22 protein-coding genes are annotated in these 17,904 nt (G+C 34.1%); 18 read left to right on the top strand and 4 right to left on the bottom strand.

The window, feature by feature from the left end:
- Positions 1-134: 134 nt before the first annotated feature.
- From DW114_RS11575 to DW114_RS11585, 3 genes are read left to right on the top strand one after another with little or no spacing between them, the layout of a single operon-like run.
- Positions 135-512, top strand: a complete 378-nt coding sequence (locus DW114_RS11575; RefSeq protein WP_117453910.1) for a GntR family transcriptional regulator — start codon at positions 135-137, stop codon at positions 510-512.
- Entirely contained in the window at positions 499-1,362 is an 864-nt protein-coding gene (locus tag DW114_RS11580; RefSeq protein ID WP_117453911.1) for an ATP-binding cassette domain-containing protein, read from the top strand. The genes DW114_RS11575 and DW114_RS11580 overlap by 14 nt, the downstream gene beginning before the upstream one ends.
- The gene (locus tag DW114_RS11585) at positions 1,359-2,069 is read left to right on the top strand and encodes a hypothetical protein (protein WP_117453912.1); all 711 of its coding nucleotides are present in this window, start codon (positions 1,359-1,361) and stop codon (positions 2,067-2,069) included. Before DW114_RS11580 ends, DW114_RS11585 begins: the two co-directional genes overlap by 4 nt.
- Before the next feature lie 26 nt (positions 2,070-2,095).
- Here the strand turns inward: DW114_RS11585 and DW114_RS11590 are convergent, their stop codons facing one another.
- Both DW114_RS11590 and DW114_RS11595 read right to left on the bottom strand, forming a co-directional pair.
- Positions 2,096-2,545, bottom strand: a complete 450-nt coding sequence (locus tag DW114_RS11590; protein WP_117453913.1) for a hypothetical protein — start codon at positions 2,543-2,545, stop codon at positions 2,096-2,098.
- A 3-nt stretch (positions 2,546-2,548) separates the two neighbouring features.
- Positions 2,549-2,746 carry a helix-turn-helix transcriptional regulator gene (locus DW114_RS11595; RefSeq protein ID WP_117453914.1) on the bottom strand — a complete coding sequence of 66 codons (198 nt, stop codon included), beginning with the start codon at positions 2,744-2,746 and terminating at the stop codon, positions 2,549-2,551.
- 149 nt (positions 2,747-2,895) lie between these two features.
- Between DW114_RS11595 and DW114_RS11600 the strand changes: the two genes are divergently transcribed.
- Positions 2,896-3,399 (top strand): HAD domain-containing protein, encoded by a 504-nt coding sequence (locus tag DW114_RS11600; protein ID WP_117453915.1) that lies wholly within the window; start codon positions 2,896-2,898, stop codon positions 3,397-3,399.
- Positions 3,400-3,444: 45 nt separating this feature from the next.
- Here DW114_RS11600 and DW114_RS11605 read toward each other — a convergent pair whose 3' ends face one another.
- Together DW114_RS11605 and DW114_RS11610 are read right to left on the bottom strand one after the other, a co-directional pair.
- Positions 3,445-3,804, bottom strand: a complete 360-nt coding sequence (locus DW114_RS11605) for a hypothetical protein (protein ID WP_117453916.1) — start codon at positions 3,802-3,804, stop codon at positions 3,445-3,447.
- A gap of 134 nt (positions 3,805-3,938) precedes the next feature.
- Positions 3,939-4,754: a MerR family transcriptional regulator gene (locus tag DW114_RS11610; protein WP_117453948.1), complete on the bottom strand. Its 816-nt coding sequence runs from the start codon at positions 4,752-4,754 to the stop codon at positions 3,939-3,941.
- Between the two features lie 89 nt (positions 4,755-4,843).
- Here DW114_RS11610 and DW114_RS11615 point away from each other — a divergent pair, with 89 nt between their 5' ends.
- The 14 genes from DW114_RS11615 to DW114_RS11680 all read left to right on the top strand — a co-directional run bounded on the left by DW114_RS11615 (position 4,844) and on the right by DW114_RS11680 (position 17,881).
- Entirely contained in the window at positions 4,844-6,574 is a 1,731-nt protein-coding gene (locus DW114_RS11615; protein WP_117453917.1) for an ABC transporter ATP-binding protein, read from the top strand.
- Complete coding sequence (locus tag DW114_RS11620; RefSeq protein ID WP_117453918.1) at positions 6,567-8,357, top strand: ABC transporter ATP-binding protein; 1,791 nt, start codon at positions 6,567-6,569, stop codon at positions 8,355-8,357. Before DW114_RS11615 ends, DW114_RS11620 begins: the two co-directional genes overlap by 8 nt.
- Positions 8,358-8,713: 356 nt before the next feature.
- On the top strand, positions 8,714-9,019 hold the full coding sequence (locus tag DW114_RS11625) for a PTS sugar transporter subunit IIB (RefSeq protein ID WP_117453919.1): 306 nt from the start codon (positions 8,714-8,716) through the stop codon (positions 9,017-9,019).
- A gap of 57 nt (positions 9,020-9,076) precedes the next feature.
- Entirely contained in the window at positions 9,077-10,501 is a 1,425-nt protein-coding gene (locus DW114_RS11630) for a PTS sugar transporter subunit IIC (protein ID WP_117453920.1), read from the top strand.
- Positions 10,502-10,587: 86 nt separating this feature from the next.
- Positions 10,588-10,899 (top strand): PTS lactose/cellobiose transporter subunit IIA, encoded by a 312-nt coding sequence (locus DW114_RS11635; protein ID WP_117453921.1) that lies wholly within the window; start codon positions 10,588-10,590, stop codon positions 10,897-10,899.
- A 23-nt stretch (positions 10,900-10,922) separates the two neighbouring features.
- Positions 10,923-11,153, top strand: coding sequence for a hypothetical protein (locus DW114_RS11640; RefSeq protein WP_117453922.1), 231 nt, complete (start codon positions 10,923-10,925; stop codon positions 11,151-11,153).
- Positions 11,154-11,242: 89 nt separating this feature from the next.
- Positions 11,243-11,434: a hypothetical protein gene (locus DW114_RS11645; RefSeq protein WP_117453923.1), complete on the top strand. Its 192-nt coding sequence runs from the start codon at positions 11,243-11,245 to the stop codon at positions 11,432-11,434.
- Between the two features lie 12 nt (positions 11,435-11,446).
- Complete coding sequence (locus DW114_RS11650) at positions 11,447-11,947, top strand: DUF3284 domain-containing protein (protein ID WP_117453924.1); 501 nt, start codon at positions 11,447-11,449, stop codon at positions 11,945-11,947.
- Between the two features lie 20 nt (positions 11,948-11,967).
- On the top strand, positions 11,968-13,053 hold the full coding sequence (locus DW114_RS11655) for a DUF871 domain-containing protein (RefSeq protein WP_117453925.1): 1,086 nt from the start codon (positions 11,968-11,970) through the stop codon (positions 13,051-13,053).
- A 23-nt stretch (positions 13,054-13,076) separates the two neighbouring features.
- Positions 13,077-13,751 carry a GntR family transcriptional regulator gene (locus DW114_RS11660; RefSeq protein WP_117453926.1) on the top strand — a complete coding sequence of 225 codons (675 nt, stop codon included), beginning with the start codon at positions 13,077-13,079 and terminating at the stop codon, positions 13,749-13,751.
- A gap of 92 nt (positions 13,752-13,843) precedes the next feature.
- Positions 13,844-14,797, top strand: a complete 954-nt coding sequence (locus tag DW114_RS11665; protein ID WP_117453927.1) for a hypothetical protein — start codon at positions 13,844-13,846, stop codon at positions 14,795-14,797.
- A 33-nt stretch (positions 14,798-14,830) separates the two neighbouring features.
- Positions 14,831-16,366, top strand: coding sequence for a cardiolipin synthase (cls, locus tag DW114_RS11670; RefSeq protein WP_117453928.1), 1,536 nt, complete (start codon positions 14,831-14,833; stop codon positions 16,364-16,366).
- A gap of 110 nt (positions 16,367-16,476) precedes the next feature.
- Positions 16,477-17,334, top strand: a complete 858-nt coding sequence (locus DW114_RS11675; protein WP_117453929.1) for a patatin-like phospholipase family protein — start codon at positions 16,477-16,479, stop codon at positions 17,332-17,334.
- Positions 17,335-17,401: 67 nt separating this feature from the next.
- Complete coding sequence (locus DW114_RS11680; protein ID WP_117453949.1) at positions 17,402-17,881, top strand: nucleoside-diphosphate kinase; 480 nt, start codon at positions 17,402-17,404, stop codon at positions 17,879-17,881.
- Positions 17,882-17,904 lie beyond the last annotated feature (23 nt).

The raw sequence follows: 17,904 nt of genomic DNA on the forward strand, positions 1-17,904 counted from the left end.
TTCTCATAAATGGGAATATCTTTTTTTTTGTTAATCTATTGACAGATGAGAATGTATCATATATACTAAGTTTGTAAGTTAGTTACTCAACTAACAAACTAAATAACATACCGATGACAGAAAGGAGGATGGTGATGCGAATCGATCCTGCAAGTGATAAACCAATATTCCTTCAGATTGCAGAAGGATTAGAGGATGATATTTTTACTGGTATTTTTGAAGAAGAAGCTCAGATACCAAGTACGAATGAAATGGCAGCCATGTGGAAAATCAATCCACATACCGTTTTAAAAGGAATGAATATTCTTGTTGATGAAGACATGATATACAAAAAGAGAGGATTGGGGATGTTTGTGAAAGAAGGCGCTGTACAGAAAATCAGAGAAAAACGTCAGAAAAATTTCTATGATACATATATAGAAAGTCTGGTGGAAGAAGCAAAGAAGCTTGGCATGAGTTATGAAGAGATTATACGACTGATAGAAAGAGGGTATGGAAATGGAAGCAATTAATGTAGCGAATATAACAAAACGTTATGGGGATATTTACGCATTGGAGCATGTGGATCTTAACTTTGAAGCAGGTAAAATCTATGGCTTGCTGGGAAGAAATGGCGCAGGGAAATCGACTTTATTAAAAGCTATGACCAATCGTATCTTCCCTGATGATGGTGTGATTTATTTAAATGATCAGCCAGTAATGGAGAATGATGAAGTATTGCATCAGATGTATTTGATGAGTGAAGAAGATATGTATCCAAAATCTATGAAGGTAAAAGATGTGTTTCACTGGACAGATGAATTTTATGGCTGCTTCAACATGGAAAAAGCAAAAGAACTTGCGAAAAAATTTGAATTAAATATCAACAAAAAAGTAAAAGATTTATCAACGGGTTATCAATCAATCTATAAACTGATCATTGCGTTGTCCTTAGATGTTCCTTATGTTTTTCTGGATGAACCGGTACTTGGATTGGATGCCAATCATCGTGAAATGTTTTACAAGCTGTTGTTAGAAACTTATATGGAAAAACAGCAGACCATTGTGATTGCGACTCATCTGATTGAGGAAATCGCTAATCTGATAGAAGAAATCATCATTTTAAAAAATGGTAAAGTGATTGTGAATCAACCGATAGAAGATATTCTTGCGGCAGGTTATAGTGTTTCTGGACTTGCAAAAGATATTGATACCTATTGTGAAGGGAAACATGTACTTGGCTACGATGTCTTAGGTGGATTAAAGATAGCTTACATCATGGGGGAAGTAGATAAAACTTCATTAAAAGATACAATGGAAATCAATCCATTAAATCTACAAAAATTGTTTGTGGAATTAACAAAGAAAGAGGGAGAAATATGAGATTAAAACAAGCATTTAAATATCAGATATGCTCCAGTTTCAAGGCAGTAGGTATATATTACAGTATCATGATTGCGATTCGTTTGGCGATGGTTGTGATATTTGTTTTATCAGGGAATCAAAAAACAAATATGTCAGCTATGGAAAGTAATTCCATGGTGTTTATGGGATTTTTAGGGGTATATTCCATCTTAGATGATTTTAAATTTTTCTTACAGAATGGATATTCACGAAAATCACTTATCAAACTTTATACATGTCAGTTTCTTGCAGTAGGAGCGATTATTTCTATTGTTGAAATTATACTGGCAATCGCAACTTCTAGTATAATGAATTATTCATCATTATTTATGCAGCTATATGGATCACAGCCTTTGATTATGCAGTTCTTATGGCTGTGGGGTATCTATTGTATCATCGGTGCAGTTGCATTATTGATTACGATCATTAATTTCCGCTTATCTAAGTTTTCAAGAATCGTCATATTTATTGCATTTCCAATTGCATTAGTAACACTGATACCAGCGATTGATCATTATTTGTTGCAGGGTGTTGTAATGTCAGCTATCTTTGATTTTGTATTATATTTCTTTGGACTACAAGGTTCTGTGAATTTGGTAGCACCTGTGATAAATTTCATCATCGTATTTATCATTGCATGTGGTTTAGCTTATGTTGCTATACGAAAAATGCCAGTTTTTAAATAAAAAAATCAACCGTCATGGTTGATTTTTTATAAGCGGTTAGAAAAATAGCGTTTTGATAGATATTTGATCAGTAAGGAAATTGTGACAATTCCCACAAATATCAAGTTAAGAGTATCATTTAGATATCCTAAAATACTAAGAATACAGATTGCGTATAGTATTGCCAAACTCAAAAATTGAAAGGCTAACTGATCAGATTTTTGTTCAATCTGGATATTACGTTCATCATTTCTTTCAATGCGTTTTTCGCTTGGCATAGTATCTTTTTGAATGAGTCTTCCCCATGGACGATTAGATGCAATCAATAAGGTAATTCCAATAATCAAAAAAGCAAGTGGTGCATTTCCAGCATCAGGAAAAATCGTTTCTAAGAAAGCCGGTTTTGTGATAAAAATATATAAGGTAAACATAAGGATAGCAATCGAAATCAAATTTCCAAGTAAAACAATAGGTATCATAATTTTTTTGTGATTCATACATCATTCCTCCTCATAAATAAAGATATCTTCTATGCGCATATGAAAATAATGGGCAATTTTAAACGCTAGTAAAATAGAGGGATTATATCGTCCATTCTCTAAAGAACCAATCGTCTGACGCGATACTTCCAGGGCTTTTGCCAGATCTTCCTGACTAATTCCTTTTCGTTTCCTTATTTCTTCCAGTCTGTTTTTCATATTTCACCTCAAATGGAAAGCTAACTTTACATTACCAGTATACAATATATCAGAATGGAAAGCAAGCTTTCCATATGTAAAATTTACCTATGAAAACACTTACTTTTCAAACATAATACGATATACTTATGGTAGAGAGGGTGATAGGTGTGAAGAAAATTATTTTTCAGGATATTGATGGGGTATTATATCCTTGTTTTCATCGTGGTCGTTTAAAAATGAATCAAGATCGTGTAAAAGCCAAATTGATCGCTACAGATAGCTATTATGAAGATGCCAATGCCAAAGATTTACTGGCTTCTTATGAAGGCTTTGATAAAGATGCAATGAAGCGTTTAAAAAAATTAGTTGATGAAACGGGCGCATATATCGTTGTATCATCCTCATGGCGGTTTATGCATACCATAAAAGATTTTAAACAGATGTTTCATATTCATGGCTTAAAAGATGCGGTAATTGATATCGCACCTATGGCATCCAGTTTTCTTAAAGAACCATCCATTGAAGAATATCTCCATGCACATCCTGATATTGATGCGTATGTTATATTAGATGATATCAACATGGAGTCCCATTTTCCAGGACATTGTGTTGTATGCCCAGATGTATTTGATGAAGAATGTTTAGAAAAAGCTCTTAAAATACTTAAATAATAAAGAAAAGTCGTATCACCTTTTCAATAGATGATACGGCTTTGTTTATGATAATGCCATTTTTAAGACATGCTCACCATTTAAAAATCCATAATCTTTCCGATCAATAACTTTGACAACTTTATCAGGTAATTTCTTTTGTATCTCATCTAACATTGCAAATAGTTCTGGTGTCAATAAGATAATATCGGCATTTTTTCCACGACTTTCAATCTTAGAAGCACTATCCATATGGATGCTAACATCAATATCATTGGCTTTTGCGACTTTATACATTCTGCTAATGAGAAAATTCATATTCGCAGTATAATCAGTAGACATTGATGTAATAGAAAAAAGTATAATTTCTTTATGGCCGATACCTTTAAATTCTGTGAAATCTTCATGTTGAATATTTTTTTTCATAATATCTGTCCTCTCATGTTTTATATCATCATTTTCTATATATATTATAAGAAAAAATATGAATTAGAAGATACAATGCTCACAAGTGGTCGATTATGATACATGAATGGAAGAAAAAAGTAAAATGTACTATGTTATGCATCAATTTCTATAAGGATACGAGTCACATATTCATTATGATTCATCTGTGCAATATCCGCAATCAGATATTCTTCATATGCAAATGTACCCAGCTTTATATTATTTTGCATCGCATAGGCCATCATTTGATCATATGTATCAGTAATGGTATCATAAGGACCATGGTGCCATCCACATATATAATCTCGCTCTTTACAAACTCTCGTCTTTTCAGGGATTTCAATATCAACATCGACATAAAGATAAGAAAAATTTAAATAATCCTGATTGCGAATAGCCTCTACACTGATCATGTTGCCAACACTTTGCTGCATATTGATATTATTCTCTTTGATAAACTGGATATATTCCTGCATGAAATTCACAAATGAGGTATTATTGGAATTCTCCATGTTATCACTGCATAAAATAATTCGCTGTGGTAGATGTGTGATACTGATGGGATCATCTTTATGACATAATGCCTCCTGTGTACTGTCTTTCATCCATTGCATCATTGATTTTACACCTTTTAAATATTCAATCAAGGAATCAATTTCTTCAAACTTATCTTCTAATAAGGATAAAAATAAAGAAGGATCCCGTTTACTTAAAAAAACTTTGATATCTTTTAAAGACATGCCCATCTTTTTTAAATTCATAATAACTAAGAACGTATCATATTGACGGTAGCTGTAATAACGATAACCATTTTCAGCTTTGTACTCTGGTTGAAATAAACCAATATCGTCATAATGAAATAAGACGTGTTTTGGTATATCACAGATTTTAGCGAACTCACCTGCGGTTAAATATTTATTTTTCTTCAAAAAAATCACAATCCTCTCTTGACTATAAGGTTACCTTATAGTTTATGATAAGGTAGTTTCACGAAGAAATCAAGAAGGGAAGGGATAATATGCGATTAATATTACATTATTTGAAAAAATATAAACTGCTGGTGTTTATCAATGTAATATCTGTTTTCGGATTCGCACTGGTGGAGCTGGGTATTCCAACAATCATTGCAGAAATGATTGACCAGGGTGTTTTGCGAAGTGATGAAAATTATCTGATTCAGATGGGACTTGTGATATTACTAATTTCAATTATCGGTGTATCCATGACGATATTATTAGGATTTTGTTGTGCAAAAATTTCTACCAATATCACCAGAGATATCAGAAATGATATTTTTGAAAAAGCACAGAAATTTACAGCACATGAGTTTAATCAATTTGGCATTAGCTCTATGATTACAAGAACAAACAATGATGCATTTCAGATACAGATGTTTGTCAATGTATTACTTAGAACGGCCTTAATGACTCCGGTTATGTTTATATTCAGTTTTATCATGACGGCAAGAGCGTCATTGCCATTATCTGGCATTATTGCGGCAACGATACCATTTATTATTTTAGGAGTATTTGCTGTCGCAAAATTTAGTAAGCCGATTTCAGAAAATCAGCAGACATCATTAGATGAATTAAACCGTATTTCAAGAGAAAATTTAAGTGGGATCAGAGTCATTCGTGCATTTGATAATGATGCATATGAACAAAACCGATTTGAAGGTACAAATGAAAAATTCACCGGATATTCTAAGAAACTGTTTAAATTAATGTCATTGACACAGCCGGTATTCTTTTTATTGATGAATATCGCAGGTTTATGTATATTCTGGGTCGCAGCTCATTTAATAGCGGATGGATCTTTACAGGTTGGACAATTGGTAGCCTTTTTAGACTACTTATTCCATGCCATGTTTAGTATCATGTTATTTTGTACCGTGTTTATGATGTATCCACGTGCTGAAGTCAGTGCCAAACGTATTGAAGAGGTATTTGATGTAGATCCATTGATTAAATCAAAATCGGAAACAAAAGAAGCGAAAAATGAAACAACGATTCGCTTTGATCATGTGACTTTTGTGTATCCTGATGGTGAAGAAGCGGTATTAAAAGATATCAGCTTTGAAGCGAAAAAAGGAGAAACCATAGCCTTTATCGGAAGTACAGGATCTGGAAAGAGTACGTTAATCAATCTGATTCCACGTTTCTATGATGTAAGCAAAGGTACGATTTATATTGATGGTATTGATATCCGTGATTATGATGTAAAAGAACTAAGAAGCAAATTAGGTGTCATTCCACAAAAAGCATTCTTGTTTAGTGGCAGTATCAAAGAGAATATCTGTTTTGGAAAAGAAGATGCAAGTGATGAAGAAATCATACATGCAGCACGTGTTGCTCAGGCATATGACTTTATTATGGAAAAAGAGCATGGTTTTGATGAAGAAATATCAGAAGGAGCAACCAACGTATCAGGGGGACAGAAGCAGCGTTTATCTATAGCACGTGCTATCATCAGAAAACCTGAAATTTATATATTTGATGATTCTTTCAGTGCGTTGGACTTTAAAACGGATGCTGTTTTACGTCATGAATTGAAAAAAGAAACCAAAGAAGCAATTGTTATGGTGGTTGCCCAGCGTATTTCTTCTATTATGGATGCAGATAAAATCGTCGTATTAAACGAAGGAAATATTGTAGGTATGGGAACCCATAAAGAATTATTGAAAAATTGCGAAATCTATCATGAAATTGCTCTATCTCAATTAAGTGAGGAGGAACTTGCTCATGAATAAACATAAGTTATCAAAAGCAAAACGTGATATCAAAGGATTGATGCCGTTCATTGCACCATATAAATGGCAGCTGTTTGGTGTTGTCCTTATGATTATTGTAACAACCGTATCCTTGGGACTTGCGCCAGGATATGAAGGAAAGATCACAACACGGTTAATGCAAGATGTTACTACAAGTTTAGAAAATAAAACAAGCATTCAGGTACATTTTGATCAGGTGCTTCGTTATATGACAATTTTGTTTGGATTTTATTTAGCAAAAACATTCTCGCAGGCATTTGGTACAATCTGGCTGACCAATGCAATTCAGCATTCTATGCGGGATTTGAGAAGTGCCATGATGAATAAAATTAGAAAACTTCCTGTACGTTACTTTGATTCACATCACTATGGAGATGTATTAAGTCGAATCACCAATGATATTGATGCGATTTCAAATGCACTTCAACAAAGTGTTTTACAGGTGCTAAGTGGTATTTTAACCATTCTTATGGCATTGTTTATGATGTTTTCAACCAACGTGACCATGGCATGTATTGCTTTTATGATCATTCCATTGACTTTGCTCATTACGCAATTTGTGGTAAGAAAAAGCCAGAAACTGTTTCAGGCACAGCAAAATGCTTTGGGAGATTTAAATGGCGCTATTACGGAGATGTATACCGGGTATAATGAAATCCTGCTTTATAACAAACAGGAAGAAAGTATTCATAAATTCAAAACTATCAATGAAAATTTAAGAAAAAATGCTAGTCGTGCGCAGTTTGTATCCAGTGCTATTGGACCATTAAATTCTTTTGTGACCTATTGTACCATTGGTGTTGTTGCTGTTGTTGGTACCATTGATATCATTCATGGAAGACTTCAGGTTGGTAATTTACAGGCCTTTGTACGATATATCTGGCAGGTCAATGATCCATTATCCCAGGTTAGCAATCTATCCTCCCAGATACAAAGTGCCTTTGCGGCATTAGGACGTGTCATGGATGTGTTGAATGAACCAGAAGAAGTCGCAGAGAAACAGCCTGCGGAAACATTAGAAAATGTAAAAGGCAATGTTAGCTTTTCACATGTGAAATTTGGTTATAATGATGAAATATTAATGAAAGACTTAAACTTAGAAGTAAAGAGTGGTCAAATGGTTGCTATTGTTGGACCAACCGGTGCTGGCAAAACTACCTTAATTAACCTGTTACTACGTTTTTATGATGTCAAAGGCGGAAGCATCAAAATTGATGGTGTGGATATCCGGGATATGAAACGTGGCGAATTACGAAGTATGTTTGGTATGGTATTACAGGATACCTGGCTGTTTAATGGTAGTGTGTATGATAATATTCGGTATGGAAGATTAGACGCACGAAATGATGAAATTGTAGAAGCAGCAAAAATGGCAAATGTTGATCATTTTATCAGAACGTTACCTGAGGGATATCATTCCTTTATTAATGAAGAAGCAAATAACATCTCCCAGGGAGAGAAACAATTATTGACGATTGCCAGAGCAATTTTAAAAAATCCATCTATTTTAATTTTGGATGAAGCAACCAGCAGTGTTGATACACGATTAGAAAAAATGTTGCAGGATGCAATGCAGAAAGTTATGAAGGGCAGAACTAGCTTTGTGATTGCACATCGTCTTTCCACCATTCGTAATGCTGATTTAATATTGGTTATCCAAAATGGAGATATTGTGGAGCAAGGGACACATGAGTCCTTAATGGAACAAAAAGGATTTTATGAAAAACTATATAATAGTCAATTTCAGGAAGAGGAAGAATAAAAAACTTCCTTTTTTTATGTCAATTGCATGGTCTAAATTTTTACACCGAAAAATCACATATTAATCACGCACATACCATGGTTTATACCACAAAAGTTATGGTAAAATGGTCTAAAATAGATAAAAAAAGCATAAAATTTAGAAGAAAAACACAAAAAAGTTGAAAAAAAACAAAAAAAATGGAAGTGCTTAAAACCTTTATTTTAAAGGCTTTTTAACACTTTTTGTGAGAACGTGGGGGAAGCTATCACACAAAAATAACAAAAATTTAAAGAAAACGCTTGCATTATTTCAATATCCGGTGTATTATATGTGTGTACTGAGGTGGTATAGACCACCAGAAAGGAGGACATCTCATGGTTAATATACTGCTAGTTTGCTCTGCTGGTATGTCAACAAGTATGTTGGTAAAGAAAATGCAGGAGGCTGCTGCTAAAGACGGCATTGAAGCAAATATTTGGGCGGTCGGAGATGCAGAATCACCAACCAATGCACCTAAAGCAGACGTTATTATGCTTGGGCCTCAGGTTCGTTTCTTAGAAAAGAAGATGAAGGACTTAGTAAAAGACGCAAAACCTGTTCAGGTCATTGATATGGCATCTTATGGAACAATGAACGGTGAGAAAGTCTTAAAACAAGCATTGTCACTAATCGGCAAATAAGGCTAGTTTGTCGGACAGTGTAAAAAAATATTTCATTTTTAGGAGGAGAAAGAAAAAATGGAAAAATTCACAGCATGGATGGAGAAACATTTTGTGCCAATCGCTGCCAAAATCGGTTCTCAAAGACACCTTGTAGCAATCCGTGATGGTTTCATCGGGATTATGCCAGTTACAATGGCAGGTGCTATCGCTACATTATTAAACGTATTCTTCCGTGACTTACCAAACAACTACTTACCAGATCTTCACATCGCTGATACTTTCAGCTGGTTGATCGGAATCAATGGATGTGTTTGGTGGGGAACTCTTGCAATGCTTGCAATTGCATTCTCATTCTCATTTGGTTACACATTAGCAAAATCATATGATACTAACCCTCTTGCAGGTGGTTTAGTTTCTACAGCTGCTTTCATTACTGTATTATCACAGAGTGCAAGCGGAATTGCTTATACATTGCCAGGCGTTACACCAGATTCATTATCAGTATTACAGGGACTAGGCTTAGACGTAGTTGCTGATGCTGCTAATAATGCTGTTGTATTAAATAATGTAGGTGGTTGGGGATTCCTGCCATATGCATGGACAAACGCTCAAGGTCTGTTTACAGCATTAATCGTTGGTTTAATCTCAGTTATGATCTATTCAAAACTGATGATCAAAAAAGTTACTATCAAATTGCCAGAACAAGTACCACCAGCTGTATCTAAAGCATTCGCAGCAATTATTCCAGGTACTGCAGCAATTTATGCAGCAGGTATTATTCAGCAGATTTGTACAATGACAACAGGAAACGGCCTTCCAGAATTAATCATGGAATTCTTACAGGCTCCATTCCAGAACTTATCTCAGGGACCATTGACAATCGTAATTATCGTATTTGCAGTTCAGTTATTCTGGTTCTTTGGTTTACATGGACCAAACGTATTGTCACCAATCTTAGATGGTGGTTATATCCCTCTATTGAACAAAAATACAGATATCTATAACGTAGGTATGGACGCTGGAAAATCATTAAGCGATCTTATCCCAACAATGTTCACATGGACTCGTGGATCATTCGATGCATTCATTTGGATGGGTGGTTCAGGATGTACAATCGCATTATTAATCGCAATCTTCATCTTCTCTAAACGTGATGATAACAGAGCAGTTGCTAAATTAAGTTTCCCAATGGGATGCTTCAACATCAACGAACCAGTTATCTTCGGTTTACCAATCGTATTAAATCCAATTTACTTCATTCCATGGTTGATTACACCAGTTATCCTGGCTCTAATCGCTTATGGTGCTACAGCTGCTGGATTAATTCCACCAGTATTCATTACAGTTCCTTGGGTAGTTCCACCAGTAATTTACGCTATCTTAGCTACAGGTGGTAACATCATGGCCGGTGTAATTGCTGCTATCAACTTAGTAGTTGCTACATTATGCTGGATCCCATTCGTTATCGTTGCAAACCGCATGGATACAACTCAGGAATAAAAAAACTAATATAGACAAAAGTAAATAAGGAAGAAAGATCGTGTTCTTTCTTCCTTAATTGCTTTTATAAGAGGAGGTACTTATTAATGGAAGGATTAGAATTAACTTGTTTTCAGATTATTTCGTCAGTAGGAATGGCTAGAAGCTTATTTATTGAAGCTATTCAGGAAGCAAAAGCAGGAAACTTTGAAGCAGCAGAACAGAAAATTAATGAAGGTAATGAAAATTTCACAACAGGACATCATGCACATGCTCAGTTGATTCAGCAGGAAGCTAGTGGTGAAGTTACTCAGATGACTTTATTATTAACACATGCAGAAGACCAGTTGATGAGCGCAGAAGCTTTCAAAATTTTAGCACAGGAATTTATCGATTTATATAAGGAAATTAAGAAATAGGTTAGGAAAAAGGAGATTTGATCATGGAAAACAAAATTTACATCAGTTGTGGACTGAATCAGGATTTTATCATCGATTTATTAGAAAAATCTACTGAAGAAGGTATTTCTTATAAATACGAAGGAAAAAAAGGAATTAAACTAGAATTTACTGTTAATACAGATGATGTTGCAAAAGCAATGGCTATCGCTAAAGCAGCTATCAAAGGTACTCAAATTGGAAGTGTTATGTATTTCCAAATTACTGATAAATAAAAAATAACAGTAAAAAATCTATATTTTATTTCAATTTTGAAGTAAAATAAAAAGGCAATAGAAAGATAACAATAAGAAAAGGTGATATTATGACACGCTGGGGTTTATTTTTAGCAAGTATTGGATGTATTATGATTATATTTTCGCAAACAACAAAAGATTCAGGAGTATCTTTATCAACTTGTTTAGCTGGAGTACTTGTCGCTATTGCAGGTTTTGTGTTAGTATATAAAGACAAAAAGAATGCAAAGTCAAGTAATAAGCCGGCTAAGAAAAGATAAGGAGATATAGATATGGAAGTATGTGAAAAATTATATGTAGGTGCTAGTGAATTTTGGGAAGTATTACAAACTTCATTAGCTTATGATATTACACAGGCAACAGGTAAAAATGTAAGACCAAAACAGATTAAAAAAGGTTATACTTATACGAAAACCCTGAAAAACAAAACAGGAAGAAAAGGATCTGTTAAGGTAACCATAACAGAATTTGAGGAGCCTGTAAAATATGAGGCTAAATTTGAAAGTTCTCAAGGTGTAAATTATATCGCTTATGAAATCGAACAACTTGATGCTGATCACATTGGGGTAACATATCGTGAAGGATTTGATGCTGCTACCGGAACAAAAGCAGTAAACTTCAAGATTATGTCTTTCTTCTATAACCGTGGTGCTAAGAAGAAGGCAACAAAATTGTTGCGTGCCATTGAGAAAAGCATACTTGATCAAAAAAAAGAAAATGAAAAAATAGAAAATAAAGAGGAAGCTATTCCTGAGCAAGAAGAAAAGAAATAGCGCTCTAAAGGAGGCTAATCATGGCTAGATTAGGGATATCACTATATCCAGAACATTCGACATTAGAAAAGGATAAGGCATATGTTACACTTGCAGCAAAATACGGATTCAAAAGAATTTTTACTTGTCTGTTAAGTGTTGAAAAAGAACGTGAAGAAATTTTACGCGAATTCCGTGAATTAATTGATCACGCTCATAGTTATGGAATGGAAGTCATCCTTGACGTAGCGCCATTTGTATTTGAAAAATTAGGCGTTTCTTATGATGATTTATCTTTTTTCAAAGAAATGCATGCGGATGGGATTCGTCTAGATGAAGGATTTGATTCATTAAAGGAAGCTTTAATGAGCTATAACAAAGAAAATTTGAAAATCGAAATTAACGCAAGTTTAGGTACGAAATACTTAGACAATATTATGAGTCACTATCCAAAGCTGGATAACATTATTACTTGCCATAACTTCTATCCACAGAGATTTAGTGGAATCAGTTATGAACATTTTGAAAAATGCAGTAAGGATATTAAAAATTTGAATGTAAAAGTTGCAGCATTCGTTAGTTCTCAGGCAGAAGGAACTTATGGTCCTTGGCCTGTAAATGAAGGATTATGTACTTTGGAAATACACAGGGACTTGCCAATTGATGTGCAGGCTAGACATTTATTTGCCACAAGACTGGTAGATGATGTTATAATAGCAAATGCATATGCAACTGAAGATGAGTTGAAAACACTTTCAACAATTGATCCAGGTCTATTAACTTTCAAAATCGACTATGAAGCAGAACTTCATCCAACAGAGGAAAAGATTCTGTTTGAGCATCCACACTTTGTACGTGGTGACATGAGTGAATATATGGCACGAAGCACAATGCCTCGTGTAACATTCGCAAAAGAAAGTGTTCCACCAAAAAATACAAGAGATTTAAAACGTGGAGATGTTGTCATTGTAAATGATGAATATTCTCGTTATAAAGGTGAACTTCATATTGTTTTGAAAGATATGCCTAATGATGGTAGAAAGAATGTCATTGGACATATTCCAGCTGATGAAATTATGTTATTAGATTACATTAAGCCTTGGAGGTCATTCGGTTTCATGCGTTAAAAAAAGAAAGGTAAGGTGAAAATATGGCGACTCCAATCTATCGTAAGATCAAAGAAATGATTTTACAGGAAATTGAAGATAAACCTGCAAATTCGCCTATCGATTCTGAGCGTGAAATGGCGGTTAGATTTGATGCTAGCCGTATGACTGTGCGTAATGCAATAAATGAACTTGTAGAAGAAGGATTTTTGTACCGTGATAAAAATAAAGGAACATTTGTTGCGGATCGAAAATTTGTTAAGAAAACTCCTGTTTCAGCTTTGTTACAGGAAGATATCAGTGAATTTAACGTATTATATTTTAATGTAAAAAAGGCTGATGAAGCTGGTCCTGAAATAGCGGAACGACTTGAAATCAGTCCAGACGAAATGACACTAATTGTCTTGCGTTTGAATACCCTTAACACAAAACCTATTAGTGTGGAAGAGATATTTTTTATACGAAGCAGTATCAGCGAATCGGAATTGAATAATCTAAGACAATTATTAGATTTAAATGCGTATCTGAAAGATGGACGTATTATTCAGCGTTTTATTCCTATGCTGGTACCAGTACAATTCGCAAATCTTTTGAAGATAAAAATGAATACTCCTATTATTAGAGTGGAAACTGTAATAACCAGCAAGAGTGGAAAACCTCTTGTATACATAAAAGCATATAATAACCCTTTCGAAAAAATTATAGAAATTACAGAATAGTACCTGAAGCCCACAGGTACTTTTTTGATTAACGGGTTTTAAATTAGAGCTTTTTCATGTATAATAGTGTCATTCGCAAGGAGGAAATGAAAATGAACGATAACCGTATCGAAAAATATACCAAGCAATTTGGGACACGTTTTTCAAGAAAACAAAAAAATAAATTCAAGGATGAAATCGCAAAAGAATTTTCTGAATTAGGTTATGAAATGAAAGAAATCGAAGGAAGAAAATGGTTGAATAAAGCGAAAGATTATTTCTTTGGAAATATAAAAAATGCGAAAACTGTCATTGTTGTGCCATATGATACACCAGAGCGTAAAATATGGAATAAGGTTTTTTATTTTCCATTTGATGGAGAAAAAACAGCCAGCAAAACGATGGCCGCAACCTTTGTGCCAATTGTAGCATTATATGCAATCATCTTAATATTTGTATTCTTTGGTGGAAAGATGACGACAAACCCTATCATGACCGCAATGATTTCATTGATTATGTTTCTGCTGTTGCTATTTCTAGTATATTTTATGACACATGGAATTAGAAATACAAAGAATTTTACACGTAATTCTGCATCTATCATAGCAGCATTAGATATTGCGGAGGCATTAAGCAAGGATGAAAGAAAAAAAGTTGGGTTCTTATTTACAGATAAAAATAAAACACGTTATTTAGGTGCTGATATTGCTGGTAAAGAATTTAAAGATGCTGGAAAAAATCCAAATATCATTTGTTTAGATTGTATAGGCAAGGGAAGTACATTACAAATTGGATATCGCCCACAAAACAGAAAAATGGCACAGGAAGTTGTGAAATGTGATCCAAATAAAAAGAATATTGAAGTCGTTAAAATAGATGAAGGTATGCAATTTCAAAGTGCAATGGCACATTTTGATAAAGCAATCGTCATTAGTTGTGGAGAAGTTGACAATGATGGCAGATTGTATGTATTAGGTACAGGAACAGGGAAAGATAACAAGTTACAAGAGGAAAATTTAACAAGAGTGATTGGCATGGTCACAAACTATTTACATAAACAAAAATAAAATTAATTTGTTTTTTAAGAAAGGAGGGAACATATGAGGAAAGTATTATCCGTTCTTAAAAACAAAATATTTATTGTGACAGTATTAATATTGATTCAGCTTGCCGTATTTTTAGGTATTATATTTCAACTGAGTGAATATTTCGTTTGGATTTATTTCATATTAATTGCGTTAAGCTTTTGTATGAGTGTATATATCATTAATAAGAATGAAAATCCTACATATAAGCTTGCCTGGGTATTGTTGATTATGGCATTTCCAGTCTTTGGGGGATTGATTTATTTATTATTTGGTGGTCAAAAAGTTCCAAAAGAATTACGTAAACGTGACATGGAATCAGCGGAAACGGTTCAGGAAATTATTTGGCAGAATCAACAAATCATGGATGATCTTGAATTAGAAGATCCAATTGCACATAAACAGGCAAATTATATTTGGAAAAATGCTTGTTTCCCTATTCATAAACATACAGAAACGACATTCTTTCCAGTAGGAGAAGATAAATTCGAGGCAATGATTGAAGAGTTGAAGAAAGCAGAGAAATTTATTTTCTTAGAATATTTTATCATTGCGCCAGGATTGATGTGGGATACGGTACTAGATATCTTGATTGAAAAGGTGAAACAAGGCGTAGATGTCAGAGTATTATATGATGATGCAGGTTGTATTACAACCTTATCCCAAGATTATTATAAAGTATTAAACCGGCTTGGCATCAAAGCAAAAGTATTTAATCCAATTCGCCCGATGCTTGCGATGCAAATGAACAATCGTGACCATAGAAAAATACTGGTTATCGATGGAAAAGTCGGTATGACAGGTGGAATAAATCTTGCTGATGAATACATCAATAAGAAAGAACGGTTTGGACATTGGAAGGATTGCAGTGTTATGCTGAAAGGTGAAGCTGTATGGAATCTGACATTAATGTTTTTACAATTCTGGAATTATGATGAAAAAATAAAAGATGATGTATTCAACTTTAAACCATCTTTCCAAGAATTTTTAGAAATTGAAAATGATGGCTTTGTACAGCCATATAGCGATTCACCAACAGATGATGAAAATGTTGGGGAGTACACACATATCAATATGATCAACAGTGCTACAAAATATGTATATGCGACAACACCGTATCTTGTCATTGATAATGAAATGAAAACAACATTAATGCTGGCAGCAAAAAATGGTATTGATGTTAGAATATTGACACCACATATTCCAGATAAGTGGTATGTATTTGAAGTCACAAGATCCAATTATCGTGATTTAATAGAAGCAGGTGTTAAAATTTATGAATATACTCCTGGCTTTGTACATAGTAAAACATTCGTTGTGGATGATAAAATGGCCATTGTTGGGACAGTGAATATGGACTATCGTTCTTATTATTTACATTATGAATGTGGTGTATGGTTCTATAAGAGTAAGGTTGTTATGGATGTAAAAAAAGATTATATGAAAACATTAGAGATGAGTCATGAAGTTACATTGGAAGAATGCCGATCTGTAAAACTTCCAATTCGTATTATGCGTGCCTTTTTGAATTTATTCTCTCCAATGATGTAAAAAGAGCTGAAAAAGCTCTTTTTTATGCCTTTTTTCGTGAAAAAGCTTGATGATTTCTTTACCTTTTTGAATGAAAATAGTATAATAATAATCTATGAGGTGTATATAAGATGAGTAAAAAGATTGGTTTGATTTGTGAAGGCGGAGGAACAAAAGCAGCATATACCTGCGGTGTTTTGAAGTGTTTTTTAGATGAGCATATCGATTTTCCATACACAGCTGGAATCAGTGCAGGCGCAGAAGTATTGTTGCCTTTTGTTTCCAAACAAAAAGAAAGATTAAGAATTACCGGAGTTGATGCCGCAAGTGATCCACATGCCATTGGTGTCTATCCTTTATTACACGAACGTGGTGTGTTTGGCATACGCCATGTATGTAACTTTATTGAAGAACATGCACCATTAGATTATGAAGCATTTATGAAAAACCCTACACAATTGGATATCGGTGTATACAATATGGATACCAATGAAGTAGAATATTATGCAAAAGAATTCTTCGATAATGAAGAGCAGCTGTTAATGCAGGCATCTTGTTCTTTATTTTTATTGACTAGACCTGTGAAATTCCGTGGACATACGTATATGGATGCAGGATTGGTTGACATGATACCAATTGAACAAAGTATTCGTCAGGGAATGGAAAAGCATGTTTTTATTTCTACTAAGGAAGAAAACTATGTGCGTAAAGCTGCACCAGGCTGGCAGATACAATTAGCAAAATTGATGTATCCAGGCAACAAGCAGATTCGTGAGAATTTGAAGATTCGCCATATCAATTATCAAAAGCAATGGGGCATTGTACAATCTTTGGAAAAAGAGGGAAAAGCGCTGGTTCTTCGTCCTAGTGCAGATTATGGTGTCACACGTTATACCCATGATAAAGATTTATTACAAAGATGGTTTGATTTAGGATATGAAGATACAAAAAATCGTTTACCAATGATTAAAGAATTTATGGAAAAGTAGGCTTTCTTATGCAGAAAGCTTTTCTTTTTGTATAAAGTGGGTATAATGAGCAAGAGGAGTGATAATGATGAAACAGAAAACTTTTATGATGTTGAAACCTGATGCATTTACAAACCAGTATGAGGAAATACTGAAGGATTTGAAAGCACATGGCCTTAAAATAGAAAAACAGGTGAAATTAGAAGTAGATATGGATGTTATGAAAACCTTATTGGATCATTATAAAGGTGTTATTGATTCCATGGATAAAGCGTTTGATTTCCCGGGAAAATTATTTAATTCCTTTTACTATGATGGACCTCATTACATTATGCCAATGATGATAACGTATGAAGGGAATCAGGATATTATTGAATATACACGGGCACTTGTTGGTAAGACAAATCCAAAGGATGCTGGGAAAGATACGATTCGTGGTAAATACAGCCATGATGATTATGAGCAGGCAACAAAACAATGGCGCTTAGTAAATAATGTCATTCACGCAAGTGATTCCCATGAGAGTGCAGAAAGAGAACTTGCGATTTGGCGTAAATATTTTGAATAAGACATCTGGTGTGTCTTTTTCTT

The organism is Absiella sp. AM09-50 (assembly GCF_003433845.1).
Taxonomy (GTDB): Bacteria; Bacillota_I; Bacilli_A; order Erysipelotrichales; family Erysipelotrichaceae; genus Hoskinsella; species Hoskinsella hominis.

Excerpts from the sequence above, each read along its gene's own strand:
- DW114_RS11575 (WP_117453910.1), top strand. The coding sequence starts at position 135 with ATGCGAATCGATCCTGCAAGTGATAAACCAATATTCCTTCAGATTGCA.
- DW114_RS11580 (WP_117453911.1), top strand. The coding sequence starts at position 499 with ATGGAAGCAATTAATGTAGCGAATATAACAAAACGTTATGGGGATATT.
- DW114_RS11585 (WP_117453912.1), top strand. The coding sequence starts at position 1,359 with ATGAGATTAAAACAAGCATTTAAATATCAGATATGCTCCAGTTTCAAG.
- DW114_RS11590 (WP_117453913.1), bottom strand. The coding sequence starts at position 2,545 with ATGAATCACAAAAAAATTATGATACCTATTGTTTTACTTGGAAATTTG.
- DW114_RS11595 (WP_117453914.1), bottom strand. The coding sequence starts at position 2,746 with ATGAAAAACAGACTGGAAGAAATAAGGAAACGAAAAGGAATTAGTCAG.
- DW114_RS11605 (WP_117453916.1), bottom strand. The coding sequence starts at position 3,804 with ATGAAAAAAAATATTCAACATGAAGATTTCACAGAATTTAAAGGTATC.
- DW114_RS11615 (WP_117453917.1), top strand. The coding sequence starts at position 4,844 with ATGCGATTAATATTACATTATTTGAAAAAATATAAACTGCTGGTGTTT.
- DW114_RS11620 (WP_117453918.1), top strand. The coding sequence starts at position 6,567 with ATGAATAAACATAAGTTATCAAAAGCAAAACGTGATATCAAAGGATTG.
- DW114_RS11625 (WP_117453919.1), top strand. The coding sequence starts at position 8,714 with ATGGTTAATATACTGCTAGTTTGCTCTGCTGGTATGTCAACAAGTATG.
- DW114_RS11630 (WP_117453920.1), top strand. The coding sequence starts at position 9,077 with ATGGAAAAATTCACAGCATGGATGGAGAAACATTTTGTGCCAATCGCT.
- DW114_RS11635 (WP_117453921.1), top strand. The coding sequence starts at position 10,588 with ATGGAAGGATTAGAATTAACTTGTTTTCAGATTATTTCGTCAGTAGGA.
- DW114_RS11640 (WP_117453922.1), top strand. The coding sequence starts at position 10,923 with ATGGAAAACAAAATTTACATCAGTTGTGGACTGAATCAGGATTTTATC.
- DW114_RS11645 (WP_117453923.1), top strand. The coding sequence starts at position 11,243 with ATGACACGCTGGGGTTTATTTTTAGCAAGTATTGGATGTATTATGATT.
- DW114_RS11650 (WP_117453924.1), top strand. The coding sequence starts at position 11,447 with ATGGAAGTATGTGAAAAATTATATGTAGGTGCTAGTGAATTTTGGGAA.
- DW114_RS11655 (WP_117453925.1), top strand. The coding sequence starts at position 11,968 with ATGGCTAGATTAGGGATATCACTATATCCAGAACATTCGACATTAGAA.
- DW114_RS11660 (WP_117453926.1), top strand. The coding sequence starts at position 13,077 with ATGGCGACTCCAATCTATCGTAAGATCAAAGAAATGATTTTACAGGAA.
- DW114_RS11665 (WP_117453927.1), top strand. The coding sequence starts at position 13,844 with ATGAACGATAACCGTATCGAAAAATATACCAAGCAATTTGGGACACGT.
- cls (WP_117453928.1), top strand. The coding sequence starts at position 14,831 with ATGAGGAAAGTATTATCCGTTCTTAAAAACAAAATATTTATTGTGACA.
- DW114_RS11675 (WP_117453929.1), top strand. The coding sequence starts at position 16,477 with ATGAGTAAAAAGATTGGTTTGATTTGTGAAGGCGGAGGAACAAAAGCA.
- DW114_RS11680 (WP_117453949.1), top strand. The coding sequence starts at position 17,402 with ATGAAACAGAAAACTTTTATGATGTTGAAACCTGATGCATTTACAAAC.